Source organism: Leptospira ognonensis (assembly GCF_004770745.1).
In the GTDB taxonomy this organism is placed as follows: Bacteria; Spirochaetota; Leptospiria; order Leptospirales; family Leptospiraceae; genus Leptospira_A; species Leptospira_A ognonensis.
In genome coordinates, this window is the sequence record NZ_RQGD01000014.1 from 147,850 (window position 1) to 169,923 (window position 22,074).

A 22,074-nucleotide genomic window follows, 5' to 3' on the forward strand; every position below is an offset into this window, starting at 1 on the left:
CTGCTTATCTTTGTATTTAGCTCTTGTAGCATCCCGAGCCTTGTGAGAAGTCCATTGGAATTCCTGGGTTTGATGCGATTTTTTACAAGGTCGAACCCATCGCCGGCGGAGCTTAGCCTAGGTGGGGCCGTCTCAGGACTTGTTTCTGGTGGCAAGGTCGACATCACCAACAATTCAGAGACAGTTTCGGTATCCGAAGACGGAAATTTCACATTCCCGACAAAATTAAAAACAGGCACCACATATGATGTCACCATTGCCTGGTCAGGTGTTTCCACGATGACCTGTACCTTAACGAACGGAAAAGGTACTATGCAGGCAGATAATATAGCTAACGTTAGCATCGTCTGCACGAATGCAAGTGCCACCACGTCAACCACAGATTATGAGGTGGGAGTCAGCGTAACGGGCATTACGTCCTCTCTCTCGGTCCAGCTCAACTCCTCTGAATCTCTAACCTTTAGTACGGCAGCACTTCATAAATTTACGACACGACTCGCAACTAATGCCACGTATACCGTTACTATCTCCGCTCAAACCGCAGGCAGTGTGTGTGCGTTTGAGGAGCCTTCCGCTTCCGTCGGCACCATGGCCAGTGCCAATGTCACTATTTTCATCCGCTGTGTCACAGGATACTTAAGTGGGGGAACGATCCAAACCGTTGCCGCGGCCACACTTGTAAATCCTTCGAATCCCTCTCCCAATTTTTATTTGCGAACTATGGTAGGAGGATATCCAACTAACACGCCCGGTCCAGGACCTGGTCCTAGTCCAGGGAATGTGCCTCTAGGAACAGCAACGTCGTCCGCCAATCTTGCTCGCTTTATCAATCCCAAGGGAATGGCAACCGATGGTACCTTTGTCTACGTTGTGGATTACGGGAACAATCTTATACGCAAAATCAACAAATCGAACGGAGATACGACTACCTTTGCCGGTGGCAATGCCGGGGGAGGGACAACCTGTCCTGGTACAACAACGACGAATTGTAAGGATGGAGTTGGTACTGCGGCCCAGTTCCATGGACCTTTTCGACTAACTACGGATGGCACTTCTCTCTATGTTTTAGAATTTGACGGACATCGCATTCGAAAGATCAACCTAACCACAGCTCAAGTCACGACATTGGCTGGAAATGGCAATGCAGCTCCCTTTGCCGACAACGCGAATGGTCTACTTGCCTCCTTCAACTTTCCTCATGACATCACTCTCTATAATGGTATTTTATTTGTTGCAGATCGGTATAACAACCGCATACGTGCGGTTAGTCCAGTGACGGGAGCAGTTAGTACGTTTGCCGGGACTGGGGTCAATGGATATGCGGATCTAAATGGGACCTCTGCTCAATTTGATAATCCTCTCGGTATCGTCGGACTCGGTGGATTTTTATATATTGCAGATATAGGTAACCAGCGTATCCGAAAAATATCTTTATCCGGTACAAATCCCGTAACGACAGTCGCCGGCACGGGAACGGCAGGATCCGTGGATGGATTTGGGACGACCAGTGCACAATTTGACGCTCCCTTTTCCATTGCAACAGATGGAACCGATCTCTTTATCTCAGATTACACGACCTATAAGATCCGCCACCTGCGGCTGTCAGATGCCAGAGTGATCACACTTGTCGGTAGTGGAAGCGCTGGTTATGTGGACGAGGTTGGCTCCAACGCCGCAATGGGACAACCCGTTTATTTACTCTCAGATGGTGCGAACCTTTATGTTTCCGAGGAGGCAAACCATGCCATCCGAAGGTTGGAGAATGCAGAACTTTTACGTTATACGTTCGATGGGAATTCTAATGATTCGATTGGGACCAACAACGGGTTATGGACTGGGTCACCTACAAGCACTGTAGACGAAAATGGCAATGCAACTGGGGCTTACGAATTCAATGGTACAACAGACTACATATCTTCAAACACGAGCGTTTCCTTCAATTCATCCCAAATTACCGATTATCTGACAATCTCCGCATGGGTTCACCCGAGTGGAGGAACGACGGACCAAGTGATTTTTTCAAATGGAACTATTGGTACGGATGGGTATGCTTTGATTTTTCAAGCAAGTACGCGTTACCTCTACATCCAAGTAAACGGTACAGCGAGTGGCCTCAGTACGAACAAAATTCCCTTAAACCAATGGAGTCACGTAACCATAAAAAGTTTCAATCATAATTGGCGACTCTCCTTAAACGGGCGAGACCAAGGGATTGTATTTAATTCCATTCCTAATACTTTGACTAGTAATTTTGCGGTTGCGTATGGTGGGCCCCTCTCTTTCTTTAAAGGGAAAGTTTCCGACGTTCGTATTTTTAAAGGTGCATTAGATGATGATGCGATCCAAAGGCTTGCCATCCAAGTTCCGAGTGGCCTCATTTCCTATTTCCCGTTAAATGGGAATTCAAAGGATTTTGGAAATTATTTTAATGATTTGAGTGTTTCGGGTGCGACACCAACCTCGGATAGAAACGGCCATGCTAATGGCTCCTACAACTTCAATGGTGGATCCTTTCTGCAAAAATTAAATCCCAATGGTTTACCAACAGGAGGGAATGCTCGAACGAACTGTGCTTGGTTTCGAACGACTAACAGTGCCGGACAGTACATTGTTGGTTATGGTACAATGACGGGAAGTTCAGGGAATGGACTAGTAATCACATCGACTGTTACTGGTAATTTTGGCGTGACTGATGACGTAACGATCTTTCATGAAGATTTCTTAAACCAATGGATGCACCTCTGTGGTGTCTATGATTCTTCAACAGCATATATTTACGAGAATGGAGTCTTGCGCGCTTCCCAGAACAAAACATGGACGACAGCCACAAGTCCTAATTTGGAAGTAGGTAGGCTCATCAATGGGACGGGCAATTTTTTTGGCGATATTGATGATGTAAGGATTTATGATCGAGCATTAACAGTCTCTGAAATGAAAGCCATAGCAGGCAATTATCCGACGCAAGTGAGCAGTTGGAACCAAACGCTTGCTAGTAGTAGTTTGAAATTTTATCTAATGCCAGAAGCTGCTTCTTACGGAGCGGGAATTTGTAGCGGAGGAGTCAACTGTGTAGGATTCTGGGTTGACCGTAGTGGCAATGGTTATAATGTCTCTCAAGGGTTAGGTTTACGTCAGCCTTTTCTTCTCAACAATGGCATCAATGGTGCTGCAGCGATCAGGTTTGTCGGAACAAGCTCCGATCCTGCGTATTTAACGGCTGCTTGTGTTGCGGATATGATCGGGTCGACAAATACAATCTTCTCCGTTTTCAGCGAAAGTAGCCAGTCAGGAAATAATGGAATCTTCCAGAATGGAGCTCCCAATCCACCAGGGCCAGGAGGAAAATTACTTTATATTACCCGCGGTGGGGGAAGTTATCCTACGTTGTTTAATTTATTTTCAAATACGCCTATCAATCAATCAACTAGCCCCTTCAATGCAATCAATGAGCCAGTTATCTTATCCTTGGATTATAATGGAGCCTCTGGAATTTTATTGAAAAATGGCACGGTTTCTTCATCGGCAAATACTGCTGCACCGACATTTTCTTGCACTGGGGGCAATTTAGAAATTGGCCGTTATTATTATGGAGGATCCTATCCCTTTGATGGCGGTTACTTTGATGGTCTTTTGGGTGACTTTATCTATTTCAACCAAGTCCTTTCAACAAGCGATCGCCAAATTGTTGAATGTTATTTGTCCAACAAATACAACATCCCTGTAGGACATACCTGTCCTTAAATAGGAATCGATTTCGATCCTCTGAAATATTCAAAACCCGGTTTCCCACTTGGAATTTATTAAAAATTATTTTACGCTCGAATTTATAATCTTAGAATTTATAGATTACCCTGTTTCTTTACTCGAATTCCTAGGCATCCTCTCTGGACTCATTTGTGTTTACACAGCTGCCAGAAATCAAATCATCACTTGGCCGGTTGGAATTTTCAATTCGATATGTTTTTTCTTTTTGTTTTACCAAGTGCAATTGTATTCCGATATGCTCTTACAAATTTACTTTTTTGGTTCAAGCATTTATGGATGGATTTTTTGGCAAAAGAGAAGGGGGATCGAGATTCCGATCACCTCCACAAGCAACAAATCCTTTTTGCAATTATCCATTGCCATCCTGATTTCGAGCTTTCTGTTAGGTGAAACTACGAAAAAATTACCTACTTTTTTCCCAGAGCTTTTTCAACTCCCTCCTTCCTATCCTTATTTGGATGCCTTTACAACGACAGCAAGTATCGTTGCTAATTTTTTACTCGCAAGACGCATTCTACAAGCTTGGTATCTTTGGGTGGCAGTGGATGTAGTCTGTATCGGAATCTATTTTATGAAGGGAATTGATCTTGTGGCGATGGAGTATGTCGTATTTCTCAGCATCGCCTTTTTCGGTCTGTATCACTGGAACAATAAACAGGCGTCAACACCTTGAGAATGGCACCTGTTTATAAAGAAATCAACTAGCCTGCATTACGTTTGATCTTATCGGCGATGAAGGCCTTGTAAGCCGGAGATCCAAAACTGACATCCATGCGGATGATTTCTGGAGCAATGTAGGGATGTTTTTTCATGATGTATTCTTCGATCGCATCATATTTGTTCGCATCCGCTTTCAATAAGATCTTATTTTCTGTATCTACTGTGATTTTTCCATCCCACATATAAACCAGTTCTACCTCAGGAAAAATGGTACCTGATTTGATGATCCCTTGCTCCAACATTTCCGAGATATGCTCCTCGGCCATATCTCGGTCTCCAATTGTGGTAAATACTAAAATATCTTCTGATGCCATTCGATTAGTCCTTTGAAAAGCTATATTCTGTTTCCTCGCCTAATTCTGCAACCTTGTTCAGCTTCACGAGGGAACTTCCTTTGATTTCGCGTGATAAATCTAACTGGAAGCCTTCGGCTTTGATTCCCGTACTACCGGGAGTCCAAGAGCCTTGGAATTGTTTTGCGACCTTATCGTTGATCTTGAGTGTTGCCTTAAAATCTTGGTTGGCACCTGTTACCTCTACAAGGAGTTTCTGTGGGCCAGACTTAGGATTCCAATAAAAACCTGACCAATTGCCAAGAAAGGTGCTGGGTATTTCCTCTAAGCTGAGTGCTCTTTTGCTAACGGCTGATTGTTCGGGGTTGAGGAATACGGAAATCGGTTTTGAGTCTTTTGATTCAGAACCAAACTCTGATTTTGATCTTACGGAATAAAGATACAAGTCTCCTGGATTTCCTGAAAATGTTTCTGTATACGTTGTTTGGTTGCCAGGAACTGAATTCACGAAAGCATACTTTTCCTTTTTTGATTTTGCCTTCATCAACTTTCGGTAAATATAATATTCACCTGCGTCTTTCACAGGGCTCCATTTGATTTTTAATTTCTTATCTTTTGGACCTAGTTCAAAACTTACTTTGGAAGGAGGCGAGAGTGTGGCTCCAGCAGACCTTTTGGATAGTTCTGGGTCAATATTACCAAATGCAAATTCACTTGGCTCGGAATAACCCACTTCATTTACAGCGATCACTGTATAAGCAAAAGTAGAACCACCAAGTAAAGCCTTGTCCATATCGTCGTAAGAAGTGCCACTGACTTCGAATTGGCCAGAGACTTCGGCATTCTCATCGAAACGATAGAGATAGTAACCTGTTGCTCCTGGCGATGCATTCCAGGAGACTTTAATCTTATCTGCATACTCGCCCACTGAGACTTGCAAATCAGCAACCTGGCCTGGGGCCACTTCATCACTTCCTACATCAACACCATAGCTTTCGCTCCAATCCCCAGCCTTTTTCGATTTGATGGTCGCACAAATTCGATAGACATTGGTTTCGTCTTGTGAAGGTGAAGTATCAACAAAGGAAGCAGTTGTTACATTGCCAACGGTTTTCCAACGTTTGCTCGAGCCGATTTTGGAAACCATATAACCAGTCGCACCTTCGATTTCTGACCAGGCCAATGCAATCTTCGCCGAACTTCCTTCCATATAACTCTTGCCGTTCACACCAACGACTTGTTCTAGTTTTCCATTGCTTACTGATTGGGCACTGGTGAAACCTTCGATTTCTTTGGAAGCAGGAGACGTTTCTTCATCAGAGATCGCACTGATTCGATATGAATAGGTACTATTTGGAGATACATTAGTATCAGAATAAGTAGGTACATTGGAATATGCTAATTCATTGAATTTGTTTTCGTCCTTTCTTTCGATAAGGTAGGAGATTGCTTTATCACTCGCAAGCCAAGTTAAAACGATTTTAGATGGGAATTCCCCACGAGAGGCTTTGATGTCTGTAGGCGCTGAGAGAGGTTTTGTTACAGCAGGTGCGGGCGTTACTGTTGGCGTCGTTGTTTTCGTATCATCTATCATTGCATAGGCTTCTTGGCCAACTTTTGCAAGCATAGAATACGAAATCCAACCGAAGCCTTTATCTGCCCAATTTGTACCCCAGGAATTCTGAAATTTGAAGGCGCCTTTTTTTCCTGACTTAGAAGTTTTTGAGTCATCGTAACCAACAATGGTCATCGCATGACCGCCGTAACTTTGACCTCCATTTTCATCATATACTTCCGAGCCTTTCACTTTGTAAAATGCATCATCAATGATGATACCAAAAAGGACTACATTTCCTCCCGCAAGTACACGTTTCATGTCGTCTGGATTTTTGATATTGAGTCTAGAGAATGATTTAATTTTATATTGGAGTGCTTCTTTTTTTACGGCTTCTGGCGGCTGTTTTTTATAGTCTTTATCTGTATAAGGCATGCTACTCCAAGGAGCAACGCCACTTTTCTGGAGGAATTCCATTGTTTTATAATAATAAAGTCCTTCGTCCTTTCCGCCGTTTTGTTGGTTGTAGATAAAAGCGGGTGAAAAAACATTTTTGCCCTGGCCTCCGCTAAAAGGAGGGTCATAGGAGGAAAACTTGCCTCCGTTTTTTGCCATATAGGATTTGATCGCGTATCCAGATGCCCACGCCACACAGCTGTTCTGCTGTCCTTGGTTTCCGACTGGTGGCATCTTCGATGATAGGTCTACACTATTTGGTAAATCTTCAAAACTATTGAAATCTCTTTTGAGTGGAATGGAATCTTGTATTTCCTTGGGAGCAGGCTTATAACCACAATTAAACACGCCTGGTTTACAATCAGGAGACCTGACGGAACTTGGATCAAATTCCTGGGTAAAAACTGGGTCTAAGCTAAGTAGCAGAATTGCTAAGGAAAGAATTTGACTTTGGATTTTCATGGATGTAACCTCTTCATAATTTGGATGATGTCTCTTTTTGTTTTAAAATTTTTCTTTTCTAATTCTTTATTTAAATAGTAAAAATGTGATTCAGTTGGTCCTGACTTGAATTGAAATTCATTATAGCTTACCCCTAGTAATTTTTCATCAGGAAGCGAAGTCTTTTGAAATTTATCTGCACCTAGCGCGCGCAATTCAGAATAGGTCTTCTTGAACTTACTTTCAGAGATGCGTTTCTTTCGGTTGATGATCTGCTTGCCATCTCTTACTTCTTTTCTAAAAATAAAATAAGAAGAAGAAGTGCGTTCCAGTCTCACCTCCAAAGCGTAACGAAATTCTGGAGCCACGGCACCAGAACTCTCCAGAAGTGAAATGCTAACTGGCGTTAATACGTTCTTATTTTTTTTTGGTGCTGTAAACATCGTGGTCGCGAAGAGGAGTAGGGTAACAATAGCCAAGCGTTTCAACAGAACAATATTTTTCATAAAAATGAAAAATTGACAATCAGATTATAAAAGAATTAAGAATTTAAAGATTAGAATTTTGATCGCCTGGGGGATGGTTGTCAGAGGACTGAGAACGGTAGGCTTGCAATCCCTCCTGAATTTTTTCCAAAAAGCCAGATTGTTTGATCGTTCGACCCACCCTTTGCCAGAAGCGGATCTTTCCTTGAAAGACATTCCATTCCAATTGCAAATCCAATCTTTTGATTTTGAGTAACATGCGGAGTTCGTCCAAGGACATGTCCCTTGGATCCTTTTCTGCATATCTCTCGTGGTCTTTTAGGGGATTGAACATATTACTTTTTTGCTTTTAGTACGATTTCTATCAAGCCTACAGCCAAAAGTAAAAACACGCCAGAGGTCAAGAGACTGGAGAGTATGGGGTCACCATCTAGCAAATACTTTTGCAGGCTCAGATAAATCGCAAAAGAGAGATAGCAAAACGCGATAAAAATAAAGAATAAAGAAGAGAAGATCCAAACCGAGGAAAAGATCGCATTTCGAATGAAGGTATGAACATTCTTCTCGATATAGATTGCCATGATTTCCCAATATGCAATGAGCTTATCGAGTAAATCTTGGAATGCAGATTTGATCCCACCCTTTTTCCTGGGAGGGATCTCGTTTTTTTGATTGGTGGAGGATTTCGCCAAAGCTTATTTTCTTTTGAAAAACCAACCGAGTGCGAGGCCTAATCCAAGGCCTACACCGAATCCAATCACCGCAGCCTTTTGCGGATTTTCTTTTACATAATTTCCAACGTTATCGATCACTTCCTTCGCTTTGAGAGTCGCGTCTTCGCTCACTTTACCGAATTTTTGTTTGATGTCTGATACTTGTTCCATATATTTTTCCCTGGCAATCCTTTCAATTTCCTTGGCTTTTTTCTCGTATGACTTTACTTCGTCAATCAATGACTTGTTTGGTTTTGCTTCTTCCATAATTAATCTGGCACAACAATATTTTCATAATTATCGGTAAACCGATACCCAATTCCCCAGATTGTTTCAATCCATTCTGGTTGGGCAGAATTTTTTTCCAGTTTCGAACGAATTCTTTTGATATGGCTATCAATCATTCGCTCGAAGCCGTCCCATTCTACTCCCCATACAGACTCTAAAATCATCTCACGAGAGAAAACTTTTCCAGGCGATCCTGCTAGGAGTTGTAAAATATCAAATTCCTTTCGGGAAATATTGATGATATTTTCATTCAGAGTGACACGGCGACGTATGGAATCAATTTTCAAAGCCCCTCTTAGGATCTCACCGGCTTGTCCCACATTTGGTTTGATGCCAATTTTTTTGTCCCATCTTCGAAAGAATACATCGACTCGCGTTTTTAATTCTCTAACGGAGAATGGTTTTGTGATGTAATCATCAGCACCTAACTCAAGACCCATGATGCGATCAATCTCTTCGGTGCGTGCCGAAAGAATAAAAACAGGGGTACTTTCATCTGATTTTCTGATGTTTCTGCAGATATCCATACCATCAATGTCTGGGAGTGAGAGATCCAGTATAACAAGGTCTGGGTGGTTGGATTTATAAAACTTTAATCCTTCCTCACCGCTTTCGAATACGGAGGTGGTGTAGTGTGCTGAATCGAGGGATTTACGGATTAAGTTCCCAATGTCCGGATCGTCCTCAATAACCAAAATATTTTTCATGTTTTTCCCTTGAGTTCTATCTCAATTTGGTTCTTCTAGGAGAAAAAAAAAGTAAAAAATTGAAATGGAAACACAAAGGGAACCAAAATCATGGGCAATGATCGCTATTTTCGGGCCAAAGGTCAAACCGATGGAAATCACGTCAAAATTAGGAATAGATCCGGACTACTTCCACGACTCTGACATAAAAGACATAGAAAATAACCCGATGGACCCGCATTGGCAGATCAATTCTACTTTGGGTCCGGAGTCGCCCGTAAATGAGCATATTTGGGAGCTTTTGAAACGGCTAGCGCCAGCACGCAAAGAAATGAAGGATCTTGCTTCTTTGCACGAGACCTGTCTTTACGCATCTGTAGAATTTGCCTCCCAAGAGAGAAAGGGCATACGATTGGAGAAAAGGACGATGCTTTTGTTAGGCGAACTCGGAGTTAATTTGGAAATTCTCCCTTGGAGCGAAGAGGATTTTGAAACTTCCGCTTGACCATGCCCCCTCTTAATTGAAAAAACATGCGAGTGAGTTGGAATCTTTGTAAGTAGTGAAATGTAGAATACGGAATGCCGACGAGGACAAGGACCCTTTTTTTTGCTCGTAGGTCTCTTGCCAGAGCTACAATTTGATTGATGAATGTGATCGGAATATAGTTTAGATTTGTCACATTCAGTTGGATGTGAGAGCGTGTTTGAAAGAATAGCATTCCGATGACAGAGTGGATTTCGTTGTCCACATCATTGGAATAGTTTTGGCTCTCTACAAAAATCTCATATGCGTTATCGATTTCCCTGACCGTTAGATTTTTTGTTTTTTTCGCCATAACTAATCATATATGAAAGCCATACCAAAAGAAACCCAAATTTTACGTTCGAAATTTCTTCACAGCACCCGTGGATTTCTGCATACGAATGGATTCATGGAAGTAGACACTCCTATTTTTAAAACAATCGTAGGTATGGAACCTTATCTGGATCCATTTTTGGTATGTTCACCGACAGGTGAGGAGAAAGGGTATCTCATCACCTCACCGGAGTATTCTTTAAAAGCCTCTCTTGCTTCGGGTCTTGATCGTATCTATGAAATCACACATACCTTTCGATCTGGTGAAAAGGGAAGTCCGATCCATACGAGTGAATTTTTGATGTTAGAACTTTATGTCAAAGGTTTCGATGATAAAGACTTGATCCATCTTATCAAAACATACTTTGAAAAACTTTTTACAGATTTCTCTATTTCTGGAGTCACTTTAAAAACCAAATCCGTTGAACAATTGTTTATTGAAAGTACGGGGCATGGTTTTTCGAAATCCTCACTTTTGGAATTGATTGCAGAACATAAACTTACCTCGGAACCAAAGGCCAACCAATTGACATGGCAATATGAAGATCTCTTTTTTTTAGTTTTTCTAAATTTGGTAGAACCAAAATTGGATGAAGGGATTGTCTTTTTATATGATTATCCAAAGGAATGCGCAGCTCTTGCTCGGGTTGTAGGAGACAAGGCAAAACGTTTTGAAATCTATTGGGATGGAATCGAAATTGCCAATGCCTTTTGGGAATTGACAAATGCAAAAGAACAACGCGTCAGATTTCAAGCTGAGCAAGCTTTACGTGAAAAATTAAGGAAGGAAGTATTTTCGATAGATGAAGATTTTATGTCTGTATTAGAATCTGGAGAATTTCCTGATTCGGCAGGGATATCGCTCGGTCTAGATCGCATTTTTATGAAGCTACTGAGAGAGCACTCCTTGGAACAGATTTCCTCTTATTCTCGTTCTTTTTTGAAGAATCAGTAGACAAACGGAGAAACTGATTCAAATTCCTGCCTATGAAACAAATTGTCTCCTGCATCCTATTCGCAATTTTCAGTAGCGGCATTTCTGCCCAAAATCTAACAGCTCGTCCTGAAGTTCAAATTCCATCGGTACCTCAAAACATTTCAGAATTTGAATCATTACAATCTAGTTTTGCGAAAACGCCTGAAGGCGCTGTATCGCTGATTGTACTTGCCATTCATCTTTACGGGAAAGACACCGTTTTAGGAAACCAAGCTCTCGTCACATCGATCTTATTGAAAAATAGACAGAAATCAAGCAAGCCGACTGCCTATAAGGGAGAAGACCTTGGGAATGGAGACAGATTTCTAGTGGGGCAGTTGGATAAGTACAAAATGTTAGCAAATGCCTATTTTAAAGGCGCTGAGCCATCTAACGGTTATTCACCTTCCTCTCCTCTCACGGTAGAGACTTTCACAAATCCGTATTCAGGCGAGGAGTCTTCAGGTAGAATCAAACTATTTGTTGCGACGAAAGGTGCGTCTAGTTTCCGTCCGGTTACCGTAGAAAAAGAATCTGACGGCAATTGGCGGGTCAAAGAATTTAGTTCCCTATGTGTAGGGATGATGCCTGCGAAATAAAAAAATTCCGAAAATTTACGAGGAATCTGAAATAAGGAAGGAAATATTCCTTGGGGATAGATTCCTTTGAGATATAAGGAGATTTTTTACATGAAAAAATCAATTTCTCTACTCATCGCTATTTCCTCACTTTTGGCTTTTGTTGCTTGTTCCTCTGGATCAAAAACGGAAGCTGCAAAGCCTGTTCCAGTATCTGGTAAAGGCGTTGTTTCTGCACTTCCAAATGGTGCTGGTTTTGCAATCGAAGCAGACGGAAAAAAATATACCGTAACAAACGTAGACGTTCTTGGAAAAAAACTTTCTAAAGACAAAGCGAAAGTTGAATTTGCTGGTGAAGCAGTTTCTGCAAACGGTGTTGATTCCATCACTCTAACTTCTGCGAAATAAGCAAAGTTTCAATTTTTGGAGAAAGCCCTAATATTTAGGGCTTTTTTTTTAACTCCAAGAAACGGTTACTTTGCCAAAATGTTTACCGCTCTGCAAATACTGAAATGCCATTGGTACTTCGTCCCAAGAAAACACTCTATCGATAACGGGCTTTAATTTGTTATGTGATATAGCCTGGTTCATGTTCTCAAAATCAAAACGATTTCCGACTATGACTCCTTGCACTTTTACACCCTGCATCAAGATCGGATATAAAGAAATATTAGACTCACCTCCTGCAAGTACACCGATGAGCGCAATGGTTCCGTAAGGTCGAATTGCCATCATGGACTTCGGAAGTGTTCCGGCACCTCCAACTTCAATGATGAGATCTGCCCCCCTCATATTTGTTAGCTTTCGAACTTCTCGTTCCCAGTTTGTTTTTTTTGTATAATTGATAATCTCATCTGCTCCGAGTGCCTTGACCTTTTCCAGCTTTTCGTCACTGGATGAGGTGGCAATGACACGTGCTCCCATCATCTTTGCAAATTGGATGGCAAATAAGGAAACACCACCTGTTCCAAGTGTAAGAACGGTTTGACCGGGCTGAAGGCCGCCGAAATTGATCACCGCATTGTATGAGGTGAGGCCAGCACATCCCAAGGTAGCTGCTTCGATATCGGTTAAGTGCGGAGGTGTTGCCACAAGACCATTTTCGTTAAATGATCCATATTCCATCAAACAGCCGTCATTTGGACCTCCGAGAGTTGACCTTAGGCTATCCATATCAGGAGGTCCTGCAGTCCATTTTTGAGCAAAGATAGGTAAGACTCGGTCTCCAACTTTCCACTTGGTGACGTTTTTACCAACGGATTCGACGATGCCTGCACCATCAGAACAAGGTACGAGTGGTAACTTTTGTCGTGGGTTGTATTTACCCATCACCATCAAATAATCTCGAAAATTGAGTGAAGTCGCTGTTAAGCGAACTAAAACGTCTTCAGTTCCGATATCAGTAGGTAGTGGTCTATCTGCCTGTTTTAGATTTTCCAATCCAAACGTATCTTTGATTTCCCAAACTTTGTTTCCTTTTGCCATATCGAATATCTAATAAAAATTGACTCGTCAATGTCGAGTGCCTTTCTGCAAAATGCAGATCAGAATGAAAGAATTTTGGAACAATAAGGTAGTTGTGATCACTGGGGCATCTAGTGGAATCGGGGCAGCGCTTTTGACGGAATTATCAGGATATCCATTAACGATTATTGCCATGGCAAGAAGGGCTGACGAAATTCTCCTTCCAGCTCGTTCCCATTCCCATCTAAAATTGATTCGAATCGCAATTGATTTGCAAGACCCGTCTTCGATTGACGATGCGGTTTCTCTCTTCCCGAAAGAGATTCTGGGCATTGATGTTTTTTTCAATAACGCTGGTATTACGGCGCATGGTCGGTTTGAGGATTTGCATATGGATGTGTTCCGAAAGACTTTTGCCACCAATTTTTTCGGACCCGTACAATTGATACAAGGGTTACTCGATAGAATTAAATTCGCAAAGGGGCGGGTGGTGACTACGTCCACGGTTTCCGCTCTGTATGGGGTTCCAGGGAGGGCAGCTTATTCAGCATCAAAATCAGCCATGCATGCTGCCATGGAATCAATGCGAATTGAACTTATGGAAGAGGGAGTGCGCTCTGCACTTGTTTGTGTTCCTTATACAAAGACAGCACTTAGAAAGTCTGGTTTGGGAGCAGACGGTAAGATTCTAGATGAGGAGCAGGCAAATCGGAAATTAAAAACGCCGGAAGAAGTTGCAAGGCTACTGATGAAAACTGCTTTAGAAGAGCAACCAAGACTTGTCACAATGGATATGTCAGGATTCTTTTTAAAGTGGATGAGAAATTTATCCCCAAGTTTATTAGAAAAAATATTATTCAAAAAACTTTATCGCGACTTTCATTAGGGAACCAATGTCTAAAACCAAGTAGAGGCCACATTGTCAATCATCGTAAATTCCTATACCGTCACGGTTTTATTCACATTTTCATTCATGTCGCTTATGTGGTATTGGGGCAAGTCCCGGAATAATTATGCAGTCATAGATGTTGGATGGGGTCTGGTCATCGCTGGAATCTATTCTTTGCTTGTCCTTCCAAGTAGTGCAAACCTCACTGCTAAGCTTGCGATTCTAATTCCGGTTTTGGTTTGGGCGATTCGACTTTCAGGATTTCTCTATTTTACTCGAATACGTACGAATCATCCAGAGGACAAGCGTTATGCGGGGTTTAGAGAAAGTTATGGAGACAAAGTCCATCAGAAATTTTTTACAAATGTTTTCTTATTACAAGGCGTTCTTGCTTTGTTACTTGCTGGTCCTGCTATTGCAACGGATTCTTTGATCATCTCTTTTGAAACAGAAATCTTGTATTTAATCCCCCCGATTTTAGGTCTAGTACTGTTTATTATCGGTATCGTCGGTGAAACAATTTCTGATAAACAATTGCATACCTTCATTCAAAATAAATCAAACAAAGGCAAGGTGTGTGATGTTGGTTTTTGGAAGTATACGCGACATCCAAATTATTTTTTCGAATGGGTCATTTGGCTTGGTATTGGTATCATCCCTCTAAGGGACACGTTTTCTATCATCAGTTTGTTTAGCCCATTTTTTATGTTTGTCCTGCTTCGCTTTATTTCTGGTGTTCCTTTTGCTGAAAAGTATTCTCTTCAGTCTAAAGGAGAACTTTTTAAGAAATACCAACAGACAACGAATGCATTTTTCCCCTGGTTCCCTAAAAAAAATTCAATTGCACGTTAAGAGAAAAACATGGATATCAATTCCCTTTTAGAAAAAGACTTATTTCCCGATTGGCTCATTCGAATCCGTATTCGACAACTCCTTGATCTTAGGCTCAAACAAGAAAAGAAGCAGAATGCGGAAATGCAATTATCACATAAACTGAATTATGTGAGACACTTAAAGAGCAGTCCGATCGCAGTGCATACGAAAGATGCTAATGAACAACACTATGAGGTTCCTAGTGATTTTTTTACCTATGTCATGGGCCCTCGTATGAAATATTCGAGTGGATACTGGCCGGAAGAGAATACTAGTTTTGCAGAATCTGAAGAAAGGATGTTGAAACTGACGGTTGAACGGGCCGAGCTGAAAGATGGGATGAAGGTATTGGACCTTGGATGCGGATGGGGATCAATCTCTCTCTATGTCGCTGAGAAGTTTCCTAAATGCAAAGTCGTCGGAGTTTCCAATTCAAAAACGCAAAAAGAATTTATAGATAAACGCGCTAAAGAACGTGGTCTTAAAAACCTGACTATCCTCACTCAAGACATGAACGATTTCACAACTAAGGATAAATTCGATAGAATTATCTCGGTTGAAATGTTAGAGCATATGAAAAACTATGAAAAGCTTTTTGAGAAATTGGCGAAGTTTTTAAATTCCGATGGCAAGTTTTTTGTACATATTTTTACCCATAATACATACGCTTATCCATTCGAGGTCATTGATGAGACGGATTGGATGGCGAAATATTTTTTTACAGGTGGTCAAATGCCATCTGATGATTTGTTTTTATACTTCCAGAAAGATTTTCTGATCGAAGATCATTGGCGAGTCAATGGTACCCATTATGCTAAGACGAGTGAGGCTTGGTATGAAAACTTATTAAAAAATAAAGAATCTGTGATGTCGATTCTGGAAAAAACGTATGGCGAGAAGGAGAAGACCAAATGGTTTGTCTATTGGAAAGTTTTCTTTCTCGCCTGTGCAGAGTTATGGGGCTACCGAAATGGTGAGGAGTGGTTTGTTAGCCACTACTTATTTCGAAAGCGTTGAGGTTTTCCACCCTTTGAAGCAGGAGCAGATCCTTTGCCAGATTTGTAACTGCTGGTAGAGGAAGAGGAGTTTGGCTTTCCAGATCTACTGCCACCACTTCTTTCTCCGCTGCGTCGTTTACCGCCAGAAGAAGGGGGGTGCTCACTCCATTCAGAGGCGGTTCTCCCGATTTTTTCTGGTCCACTAATCTTTACTTTGTCTAAGATTTGTGATAGTATTTTTAAACTAACTGTTGCTTGGTCTTCGGTTTCACATAGCTTAGAAAAAATAGCCTCTGCATCTGCGCTGATTTCCGTTTCAAGAATCTTCCCAATAAAGTCATCGTGCCTTTTCGCTTGGACGTCTTTTTTCGTAGGAAGTGTCGCTATTGTAAGTTCAGTGCCAGAAGTGCCTTTTAATCTCGAAAGCGCTCTTGATTCTCGTGTTGTCACAAGTGTTATCGCTCTACCTGATTTTCCAGCTCTTCCTGTTCGTCCGATTCGATGCGTATAACTTTCGCTATCAAAGGGAAGGTGAAAGTTGATTACTAAGGAAAGATCTTTCACATCTAGTCCTCGAGCAGCTACGTCGGTCGCTACTAAAATTTTGATCTGACCACTGTGCAAACTTTTTAGAACAGATTCTCTTTGCTTCTGGCTTAGGTCACCATGTAGAGCTTCTACTGGATATCCTTTGAAAACCAAGTTTGTTTTTAGATCATCAGCTTCCTTCTTGGTTTTTGTGAAAACAATGGCCTTGAATGGATTTTCATAATCGAGAATTCGAACAACGGCGTTTTCTCTTTCTTGTTCATCGATGATATAGTAGACTTGCTCGATGTTTTTTGAAGCTTTTTCCGTCACTGCAATCTTAACATGCGCGGGATGGTTCAGATATTTCCCTGCGAGTTTTTTGATCGCATCTGGCATCGTCGCAGAAAAAAGTAGAGTTTGGCGCTCAGTAGGCAAGTAAGAAAAAATGGATTCAATATCTTCTAAGAATCCCATATCTAACATTTCATCAGCTTCATCTAAGATGATCATGGTAGGTTTGAAATTTTTGAATTCTTTCGTTTTGATAAGATCAAGCAATCTACCTGGCGTTGCGACAGCAACTTGAGCACCCTTGGTTACTTGTGAAATTTGTTTAGAGTAAGAGGCTCCACCATAAATGGTCGTTGTCTTAATTCCTAAATTCTTTCCAAGACGAAAGAGTTCATCGGAAACTTGTAATGCAAGTTCTCGTGTAGGTGTGATCACAAGTACTTGCATACCAGCATTCAACTTAATTCTGTTCAGACAGGGAAGGCCGTAGGCAGCTGTTTTTCCTGTTCCTGTTTGTGCTTGTGCGATAATGTCCTTTCCCTCGAGTACGAGAGGAATGGCTTGTCGCTGGATGGGGCTTGGAGTCAGAAATCCCGCTTCGGAGATTCCGGATAAGAGCTCGGGTCGAAATCCAAAAGATTGGAAATCGGTTTCCTGCTCGGAATGGTTCGTAGTCATGAAAAAAGGATACTATAAAAAAACGACCTAGAAAAGGAAGTCAAAAATAGGAGAACTCCAGGCCTCAGTCTTGGAAATTGAATCCGTCTAAAGTAGGTATGAAAGCACAATCGATCATGGTTTTAATTCCGAGCAGAATTTTCTTGGTGGGAGTATTCGCAATTTTTGGAATTTTCATCTCTTGCGGCATCCAATCGAATGAAAAAAAGGAACGAACGGAACTGAAATCAAAACTGAGCGATATACAATATCGTGTAACTCAATTGGATGATACGGAGCCTCCGTTTGACAATGAATATTGGAACAATCATAAAGAGGGCATTTATGTGGATATCGTTTCCGGAGAGCCTCTGTTCAGCTCCAGAGATAAGTTTGAATCCGGCACCGGCTGGCCTAGTTTTTCAAAACCTATTATGAAAGAATCAATCGTAGAAAAGAAAGACTTCTCCTATGGGATGACAAGAATAGAGGTAAGGAGTAAAATCGGAAATTCTCATCTTGGACATTTGTTTACAGATGGACCAAAACCAACTGGTCTACGTTATTGCATGAACTCTGCTTCTTTATTATTTATTGAGAAATCTAAATTGAAAGAAAAAGGATATGAGAAGTTTTTGCAAGATTTTTATAAGGACTGATGAGAATAGAAGAAGACGTCGCCTTTAATAGTTGAGTAAAAATTCTTCATCCTTACGAAGAGAGATCAGTTTATGTTTTAATTCGAAAATTTCTTCCCTAGCAATTTCTCTTTTCCATCTGGCATCTCTTTTGAATGCATATAATTTTCTATTTAAGTCTAATAATTCAAGTGTGGTTTCATCCATTTCGTTCTGGTAAAGCAATTTAAATAGGGGAACTAGTTGACTCGGAGTATCCATTTTAATGATTTCTGAAAGTGTCAGATCATTGATATTTTTAATTGCCCATATATGCAATGTGAGTGTACAGATTCTTTCTAATTGTGAAATTTCTTCTTTGACATTTTTTGTCACTTGTTGTTTAAAAAATCGAATTCTCTTCTCAAGATAAGAAGTTAGATCAATAATAGATACTTCCCGATTTCTAAATGATTTCCACTCGTTCTGCAGATTTTCCCAAAGGGTTTCCCCATAAAAGACAGATGCATTTTCTAGGAGTTGGATTGATCCAGGCTCATGAATTTTCATTCGCATTCGCAATGATTCCGTGTCTCCAGCTATCATATTTACGGGCGCAACGGACTCAAGATGGTTGAGAGCCGATGAAATTGATTCGATAAAGCTTGGTTTCATTTGATCTGTCGAATGAGCGAGCAAATAGAAATTTAGATCCGAGAGTTCATCGTAATCTCCTCGTTCTCTTGAGCCATAAAATAAAACCTGAAATGGTTTATGCGATATGACCAATTCTAAATCATCTAATACGCGAGCATACAGCTTAGGATTTAAGGCTTCATATTCAATCATAGTTCATTCAAAAAATAATTTCATGCGAGAAAGGTTTTCTAGTATAGCCTTGAAGGCACGATCTCTTTCCTCTGTGCCTGGGAATGGTAATGATTTAATATTATTTAGATCTTGATAGATTATTTCTATACTCGGATTTGAAGGATTTTTTTTAATAGATGCAATGTAATCTAAATTTATTACTTCCGATTCGCCTAATTTAAGCCACATTTGATAATTCCAATAACTTTTCTAATTAAAGTTTGCCAGACGATTTTGACTAATCTTTTTTTCTCATTTTCACTGCTCAGATAACTGGATTGTTGACCTTAAATATTCATGATCAAATCTTTTACCTTTAATGGTATTGACTACGCACATGGCAGTTTTCATCGGCCTAGGACGAAACGTAAAGAAAACTTCCTTCTGTTTGAGGAGAGTAGGGTAACAAGTTTTTTGATTCCAGAAATTTACTTTCGGCGCTATTTTCAGAATCAATCTAATTATAATGCAATTATTAAGCATTTGATCGAGGAATCATCCTCAACCCTGATCTTTGGAGCCCAATTCTCACGGAAATCGACCTTAGCAAAAACCTACCAAGATCCAGGTCAGAGTTTAAGGAAGGTCTCGTGTAGGATCGAGGAACATCTTTTATTGGAACTTGAGGGGATTTCACAATTCTATCGAATCTCCCGGTGTCTGCTTTTGTCAACAATGCTGCAGCTTAAGGCGATGGGATGGTTGAATTTGATGCGTAAGTTTGGAATTGTAAGAAGTACTACAAGCCCAAAAGAATTCGCATTTAGTTTAAGAGTATTTCCCACACGGAATCCCCGTCCAATCTATGTTACTGAATTGATAGAAATCCCCGATGATCAATAAAGCGAAAGACTCGAGGTTATATAATTATGAATGCTTTCTGCGAAGTTAACTTGTGATATATGTTCACTTTTTTGTAGCTCCGATTCGATGATAATTAGATAACCTTTATAAACGCCCTCCCATCTGCACTGAAGAATATCGTTTGGAGGATTCTTTTGATTGATCAGGAGTGAAATTCTATTTTTTTGCCAAGGGAAGTAAAATACTTTGAGAGATTCAGTATTATCTCTCATGAGATAAGGGAAATCGTGTTTATTTTCTTGATTTGTGGACGATATCCTTAACCATTTTATCCCTAGCGGATTTTCAAGATATTCAATTAGATAAGTATTTCCACTTCCATGAATATTGCCAGAAGTCTTGATAGAAAAAAAATCTTTTGGCTCCCAGGTTACATCGTAGGTGACACGAAGTATCTTGGGAGAGATCAAGTTACTCTCTTTTTTCTCTTCGATTTTTGAACTGCTGGTACACGAAAGCAGGAAGAATAAAGTCAGCAAAAGAATTTTTAGATTCATTTTTTCTTTTTTAATGAGAGATTTCAAATTCATCCTCATTGTAATTTTTCATTACTAACTTTGTCTCATTTGCGCTAACCAAATAGTTAGGGTTTAATGTAACTTTGCCTCCTCCACCAGTTAAATCCTTCACATACGTAGGTATCGAAATTCCAGAACGTCTTCCACGTAATTCGAACATAATTTCAAGTCCTTTTGTAATAGGTACTACAAATCCACCACTCCCCACGACTTCATCGCACTGATGCAGGTAATACGGCTTCACTCCCGACCGTATCAATTTGTAATTCAACTCTTCTAAATCCTTCACAGTATCATTTATGCCATTTAACAGCACGGATTGATTTAAAACGATCACGTTACCCTTTTGAATGAGCATTTTGATTGCCGAACAAGCTTCCTTGGTCAATTCAGAGGAGTGATTGAAATGAGAAACCAAATAGAGAGGAAAGTATTTTGATAAAACTTCACATAGTGACGGGGTAATTCGCATCGGCAAAGTCACGGGATAACGAGAATGAATTCGAATATGATTGATGTGCTTTATTTGATTCAGTTGATCCAGTAGATAGTCCAATTGTGAATCTGCCAAAGTTAGTGGATCTCCTCCCGAGAGAATGACCTCACGAATTTCCGAATGGGAACGAAAGTATTCTAGCGCTTTCTCCCATTCCTCGCGATTGGGGGTTTCTTCTGGTTTTGAGACTTTCCGTTTCCGAGTACAAAAACGACAGTAGACAGCACAAGTATGCGAAATATACCATAAGGCGCGATCGGGATAACGATGGGTAACGCCCTTCACAGGCATAAATTTTTGTTCCGCGAGGGGATCCTCAACTTCATTCGGATTCCAAACCAGTTCTTCCGGCCGGGGAATGGTCTGCTTACGAATCGGACAGTTTGGATTATTTCGGTCAATGAGCGATAAATAATAAGGCGTAACGGAGAACGAAAAAAACGCACTTGCTTCCTGAAATGATACTTTCTCCTCTTCCGTCAATGCAATGTTGTCCTGAAGGGTCTCCAAATCGACAATACGATTCTGAAGTTGCCATTTCCAATCATTCCAAGTCATAACTTATAACCATAGTTGGATTGACACTTGGGCAAGTCCCTCGGATTTTGTTTACGAGCATTGAAAATATGACATTAGGCATCACAGAAGTTAAAAAAGGGATGATTCTCAAAATCGAGAATGAACTCTATTCCGTTGTAAAATCTGAATTTGTAAATCCTGGTAAGGGGTCTGCATTCATTCGAACAAAATTAAAAAACATTGTAAGGGATTCTTCTATCGAACGCACTTTCAAAGCAGCAGAAAAATTAGAAAGTGTCGAATTGGAAAAACGGAAAATGCAATATTGTTACGCCGATGGAGATGACATTATCTTCATGGACGTTAACGATTACGAACAAATTCCCGTATCCAAGGATTATGTAGAAGACATACTTCCCTTTATGAAAGAAGAAACCCAAGTAGAAGTTTCTTTTTATGAAGATAAACCAATTGGTGTTACGCCGCCAAACTTTGCAGTTCTAGAAGTTACATACGCAGAAGATGGCTTAAAAGGAGATACTACGGGATTAGCTTTAAAGAGAGTAACACTTGAGACTGGCGGGGAAGCCCAAGTTCCTATCTTTATCAAGCAAGGTGATTTCGTAAAAATCGATCTTCGGGACCTTACATATGTGGAGAGGGTAAATAAATAAA

Annotated in this window: 26 protein-coding genes; 12 read left to right on the plus strand and 14 right to left on the minus strand. The window is 40.7% G+C overall.

Annotated features, from left to right (window positions below; translation table 11 throughout):
* Positions 1-72: 72 nt before the first annotated feature.
* Together EHQ58_RS04465 and pnuC are read left to right on the plus strand one after the other, a co-directional pair.
* Positions 73-3,741, plus strand: a complete 3,669-nt coding sequence (locus EHQ58_RS04465; RefSeq protein WP_342776209.1) for a LamG-like jellyroll fold domain-containing protein — start codon at positions 73-75, stop codon at positions 3,739-3,741.
* Between the two features lie 58 nt (positions 3,742-3,799).
* Complete coding sequence (gene pnuC / locus EHQ58_RS04470) at positions 3,800-4,438, plus strand: nicotinamide riboside transporter PnuC (RefSeq protein ID WP_135622799.1); 639 nt, start codon at positions 3,800-3,802, stop codon at positions 4,436-4,438.
* Between the two features lie 28 nt (positions 4,439-4,466).
* Here pnuC and cutA read toward each other — a convergent pair whose 3' ends face one another.
* From cutA to EHQ58_RS04505, 7 genes are read right to left on the minus strand one after another with little or no spacing between them, the layout of a single operon-like run.
* Entirely contained in the window at positions 4,467-4,799 is a 333-nt protein-coding gene (gene cutA / locus EHQ58_RS04475; protein ID WP_135622482.1) for a divalent-cation tolerance protein CutA, read from the minus strand.
* A gap of 4 nt (positions 4,800-4,803) precedes the next feature.
* Entirely contained in the window at positions 4,804-7,251 is a 2,448-nt protein-coding gene (locus EHQ58_RS04480; protein WP_135622487.1) for a C1 family peptidase, read from the minus strand.
* A complete protein-coding gene (locus tag EHQ58_RS04485) occupies positions 7,248-7,736 on the minus strand; it encodes a hypothetical protein (protein ID WP_167883531.1) in 489 nt (162 codons plus the stop codon). The genes EHQ58_RS04480 and EHQ58_RS04485 overlap by 4 nt, the downstream gene beginning before the upstream one ends.
* Positions 7,737-7,779: 43 nt before the next feature.
* Positions 7,780-8,049: a hypothetical protein gene (locus EHQ58_RS04490; RefSeq protein WP_135622497.1), complete on the minus strand. Its 270-nt coding sequence runs from the start codon at positions 8,047-8,049 to the stop codon at positions 7,780-7,782.
* 1 nt (position 8,050) lies between these two features.
* Positions 8,051-8,407 (minus strand): LBF_4227 family protein, encoded by a 357-nt coding sequence (locus EHQ58_RS04495; protein ID WP_246047140.1) that lies wholly within the window; start codon positions 8,405-8,407, stop codon positions 8,051-8,053.
* A 3-nt stretch (positions 8,408-8,410) separates the two neighbouring features.
* On the minus strand, positions 8,411-8,695 hold the full coding sequence (locus EHQ58_RS04500) for a DUF883 family protein (protein WP_135622500.1): 285 nt from the start codon (positions 8,693-8,695) through the stop codon (positions 8,411-8,413).
* 2 nt (positions 8,696-8,697) lie between these two features.
* Positions 8,698-9,423: a response regulator transcription factor gene (locus tag EHQ58_RS04505; protein WP_135622503.1), complete on the minus strand. Its 726-nt coding sequence runs from the start codon at positions 9,421-9,423 to the stop codon at positions 8,698-8,700.
* A 64-nt stretch (positions 9,424-9,487) separates the two neighbouring features.
* On the opposite strand from EHQ58_RS04505, the gene EHQ58_RS04510 reads away from it, so the two are divergent.
* A complete protein-coding gene (locus EHQ58_RS04510) occupies positions 9,488-9,907 on the plus strand; it encodes a DUF4279 domain-containing protein (protein WP_246047142.1) in 420 nt (139 codons plus the stop codon).
* On the opposite strand, the gene EHQ58_RS04515 is transcribed toward EHQ58_RS04510, so the two are convergent.
* On the minus strand, positions 9,855-10,238 hold the full coding sequence (locus tag EHQ58_RS04515) for a hypothetical protein (protein WP_246047143.1): 384 nt from the start codon (positions 10,236-10,238) through the stop codon (positions 9,855-9,857). The two genes, EHQ58_RS04510 and EHQ58_RS04515, sit on opposite strands and share 53 nt — an antisense overlap.
* Positions 10,239-10,250: 12 nt before the next feature.
* Between EHQ58_RS04515 and EHQ58_RS04520 the strand changes: the two genes are divergently transcribed.
* From EHQ58_RS04520 to EHQ58_RS04530, 3 genes are all read left to right on the plus strand, one after another.
* Positions 10,251-11,213 carry an amino acid--tRNA ligase-related protein gene (locus EHQ58_RS04520; RefSeq protein WP_135622512.1) on the plus strand — a complete coding sequence of 321 codons (963 nt, stop codon included), beginning with the start codon at positions 10,251-10,253 and terminating at the stop codon, positions 11,211-11,213.
* A 32-nt stretch (positions 11,214-11,245) separates the two neighbouring features.
* Positions 11,246-11,833, plus strand: coding sequence for a DUF6935 domain-containing protein (locus tag EHQ58_RS04525; RefSeq protein ID WP_135622516.1), 588 nt, complete (start codon positions 11,246-11,248; stop codon positions 11,831-11,833).
* A 90-nt stretch (positions 11,834-11,923) separates the two neighbouring features.
* Positions 11,924-12,220 (plus strand): hypothetical protein, encoded by a 297-nt coding sequence (locus EHQ58_RS04530; protein ID WP_135622520.1) that lies wholly within the window; start codon positions 11,924-11,926, stop codon positions 12,218-12,220.
* Between the two features lie 48 nt (positions 12,221-12,268).
* Here EHQ58_RS04530 and EHQ58_RS04535 read toward each other — a convergent pair whose 3' ends face one another.
* A complete protein-coding gene (locus EHQ58_RS04535) occupies positions 12,269-13,297 on the minus strand; it encodes a zinc-dependent alcohol dehydrogenase family protein (RefSeq protein WP_135622524.1) in 1,029 nt (342 codons plus the stop codon).
* Between the two features lie 64 nt (positions 13,298-13,361).
* On the opposite strand from EHQ58_RS04535, the gene EHQ58_RS04540 reads away from it, so the two are divergent.
* The 3 genes from EHQ58_RS04540 to EHQ58_RS04550 all read left to right on the plus strand — a co-directional run bounded on the left by EHQ58_RS04540 (position 13,362) and on the right by EHQ58_RS04550 (position 16,055).
* Positions 13,362-14,162, plus strand: a complete 801-nt coding sequence (locus EHQ58_RS04540) for an SDR family NAD(P)-dependent oxidoreductase (protein WP_135622527.1) — start codon at positions 13,362-13,364, stop codon at positions 14,160-14,162.
* Between the two features lie 87 nt (positions 14,163-14,249).
* The gene (locus EHQ58_RS04545; RefSeq protein WP_425460471.1) at positions 14,250-15,017 is read left to right on the plus strand and encodes a DUF1295 domain-containing protein; all 768 of its coding nucleotides are present in this window, start codon (positions 14,250-14,252) and stop codon (positions 15,015-15,017) included.
* Between the two features lie 9 nt (positions 15,018-15,026).
* Positions 15,027-16,055, plus strand: a complete 1,029-nt coding sequence (locus EHQ58_RS04550; RefSeq protein WP_135622533.1) for an SAM-dependent methyltransferase — start codon at positions 15,027-15,029, stop codon at positions 16,053-16,055.
* Here EHQ58_RS04550 and EHQ58_RS04555 read toward each other — a convergent pair.
* Positions 16,034-17,536 (minus strand): DEAD/DEAH box helicase, encoded by a 1,503-nt coding sequence (locus EHQ58_RS04555; protein ID WP_135622536.1) that lies wholly within the window; start codon positions 17,534-17,536, stop codon positions 16,034-16,036. The genes EHQ58_RS04550 and EHQ58_RS04555 overlap by 22 nt on opposite strands.
* Before the next feature lie 98 nt (positions 17,537-17,634).
* Between EHQ58_RS04555 and msrB the strand changes: the two genes are divergently transcribed.
* The gene (msrB, locus tag EHQ58_RS04560) at positions 17,635-18,174 is read left to right on the plus strand and encodes a peptide-methionine (R)-S-oxide reductase MsrB (protein ID WP_246047145.1); all 540 of its coding nucleotides are present in this window, start codon (positions 17,635-17,637) and stop codon (positions 18,172-18,174) included.
* A 24-nt stretch (positions 18,175-18,198) separates the two neighbouring features.
* Here msrB and EHQ58_RS04565 read toward each other — a convergent pair whose 3' ends face one another.
* Together EHQ58_RS04565 and EHQ58_RS04570 are read right to left on the minus strand one after the other, a co-directional pair.
* Entirely contained in the window at positions 18,199-18,981 is a 783-nt protein-coding gene (locus tag EHQ58_RS04565; RefSeq protein WP_246047146.1) for a hypothetical protein, read from the minus strand.
* A 3-nt stretch (positions 18,982-18,984) separates the two neighbouring features.
* The gene (locus tag EHQ58_RS04570; protein ID WP_135622540.1) at positions 18,985-19,191 is read right to left on the minus strand and encodes a hypothetical protein; all 207 of its coding nucleotides are present in this window, start codon (positions 19,189-19,191) and stop codon (positions 18,985-18,987) included.
* A gap of 108 nt (positions 19,192-19,299) precedes the next feature.
* Here EHQ58_RS04570 and EHQ58_RS19080 point away from each other — a divergent pair, with 108 nt between their 5' ends.
* The gene (locus EHQ58_RS19080; RefSeq protein WP_135622545.1) at positions 19,300-19,845 is read left to right on the plus strand and encodes a DUF1564 family protein; all 546 of its coding nucleotides are present in this window, start codon (positions 19,300-19,302) and stop codon (positions 19,843-19,845) included.
* Here the strand turns inward: EHQ58_RS19080 and EHQ58_RS04580 are convergent.
* Both EHQ58_RS04580 and EHQ58_RS04585 read right to left on the minus strand, forming a co-directional pair.
* On the minus strand, positions 19,839-20,363 hold the full coding sequence (locus tag EHQ58_RS04580; protein WP_167883532.1) for a hypothetical protein: 525 nt from the start codon (positions 20,361-20,363) through the stop codon (positions 19,839-19,841). The genes EHQ58_RS19080 and EHQ58_RS04580 overlap by 7 nt on opposite strands.
* Before the next feature lie 10 nt (positions 20,364-20,373).
* A complete protein-coding gene (locus EHQ58_RS04585) occupies positions 20,374-21,438 on the minus strand; it encodes a KamA family radical SAM protein (RefSeq protein ID WP_135622551.1) in 1,065 nt (354 codons plus the stop codon).
* A 5-nt stretch (positions 21,439-21,443) separates the two neighbouring features.
* Between EHQ58_RS04585 and efp the strand changes: the two genes are divergently transcribed.
* A complete protein-coding gene (gene efp, locus EHQ58_RS04590) occupies positions 21,444-22,073 on the plus strand; it encodes an elongation factor P (protein WP_342776214.1) in 630 nt (209 codons plus the stop codon).
* The last annotated feature ends 1 nt before the right edge of the window (position 22,074 follow it).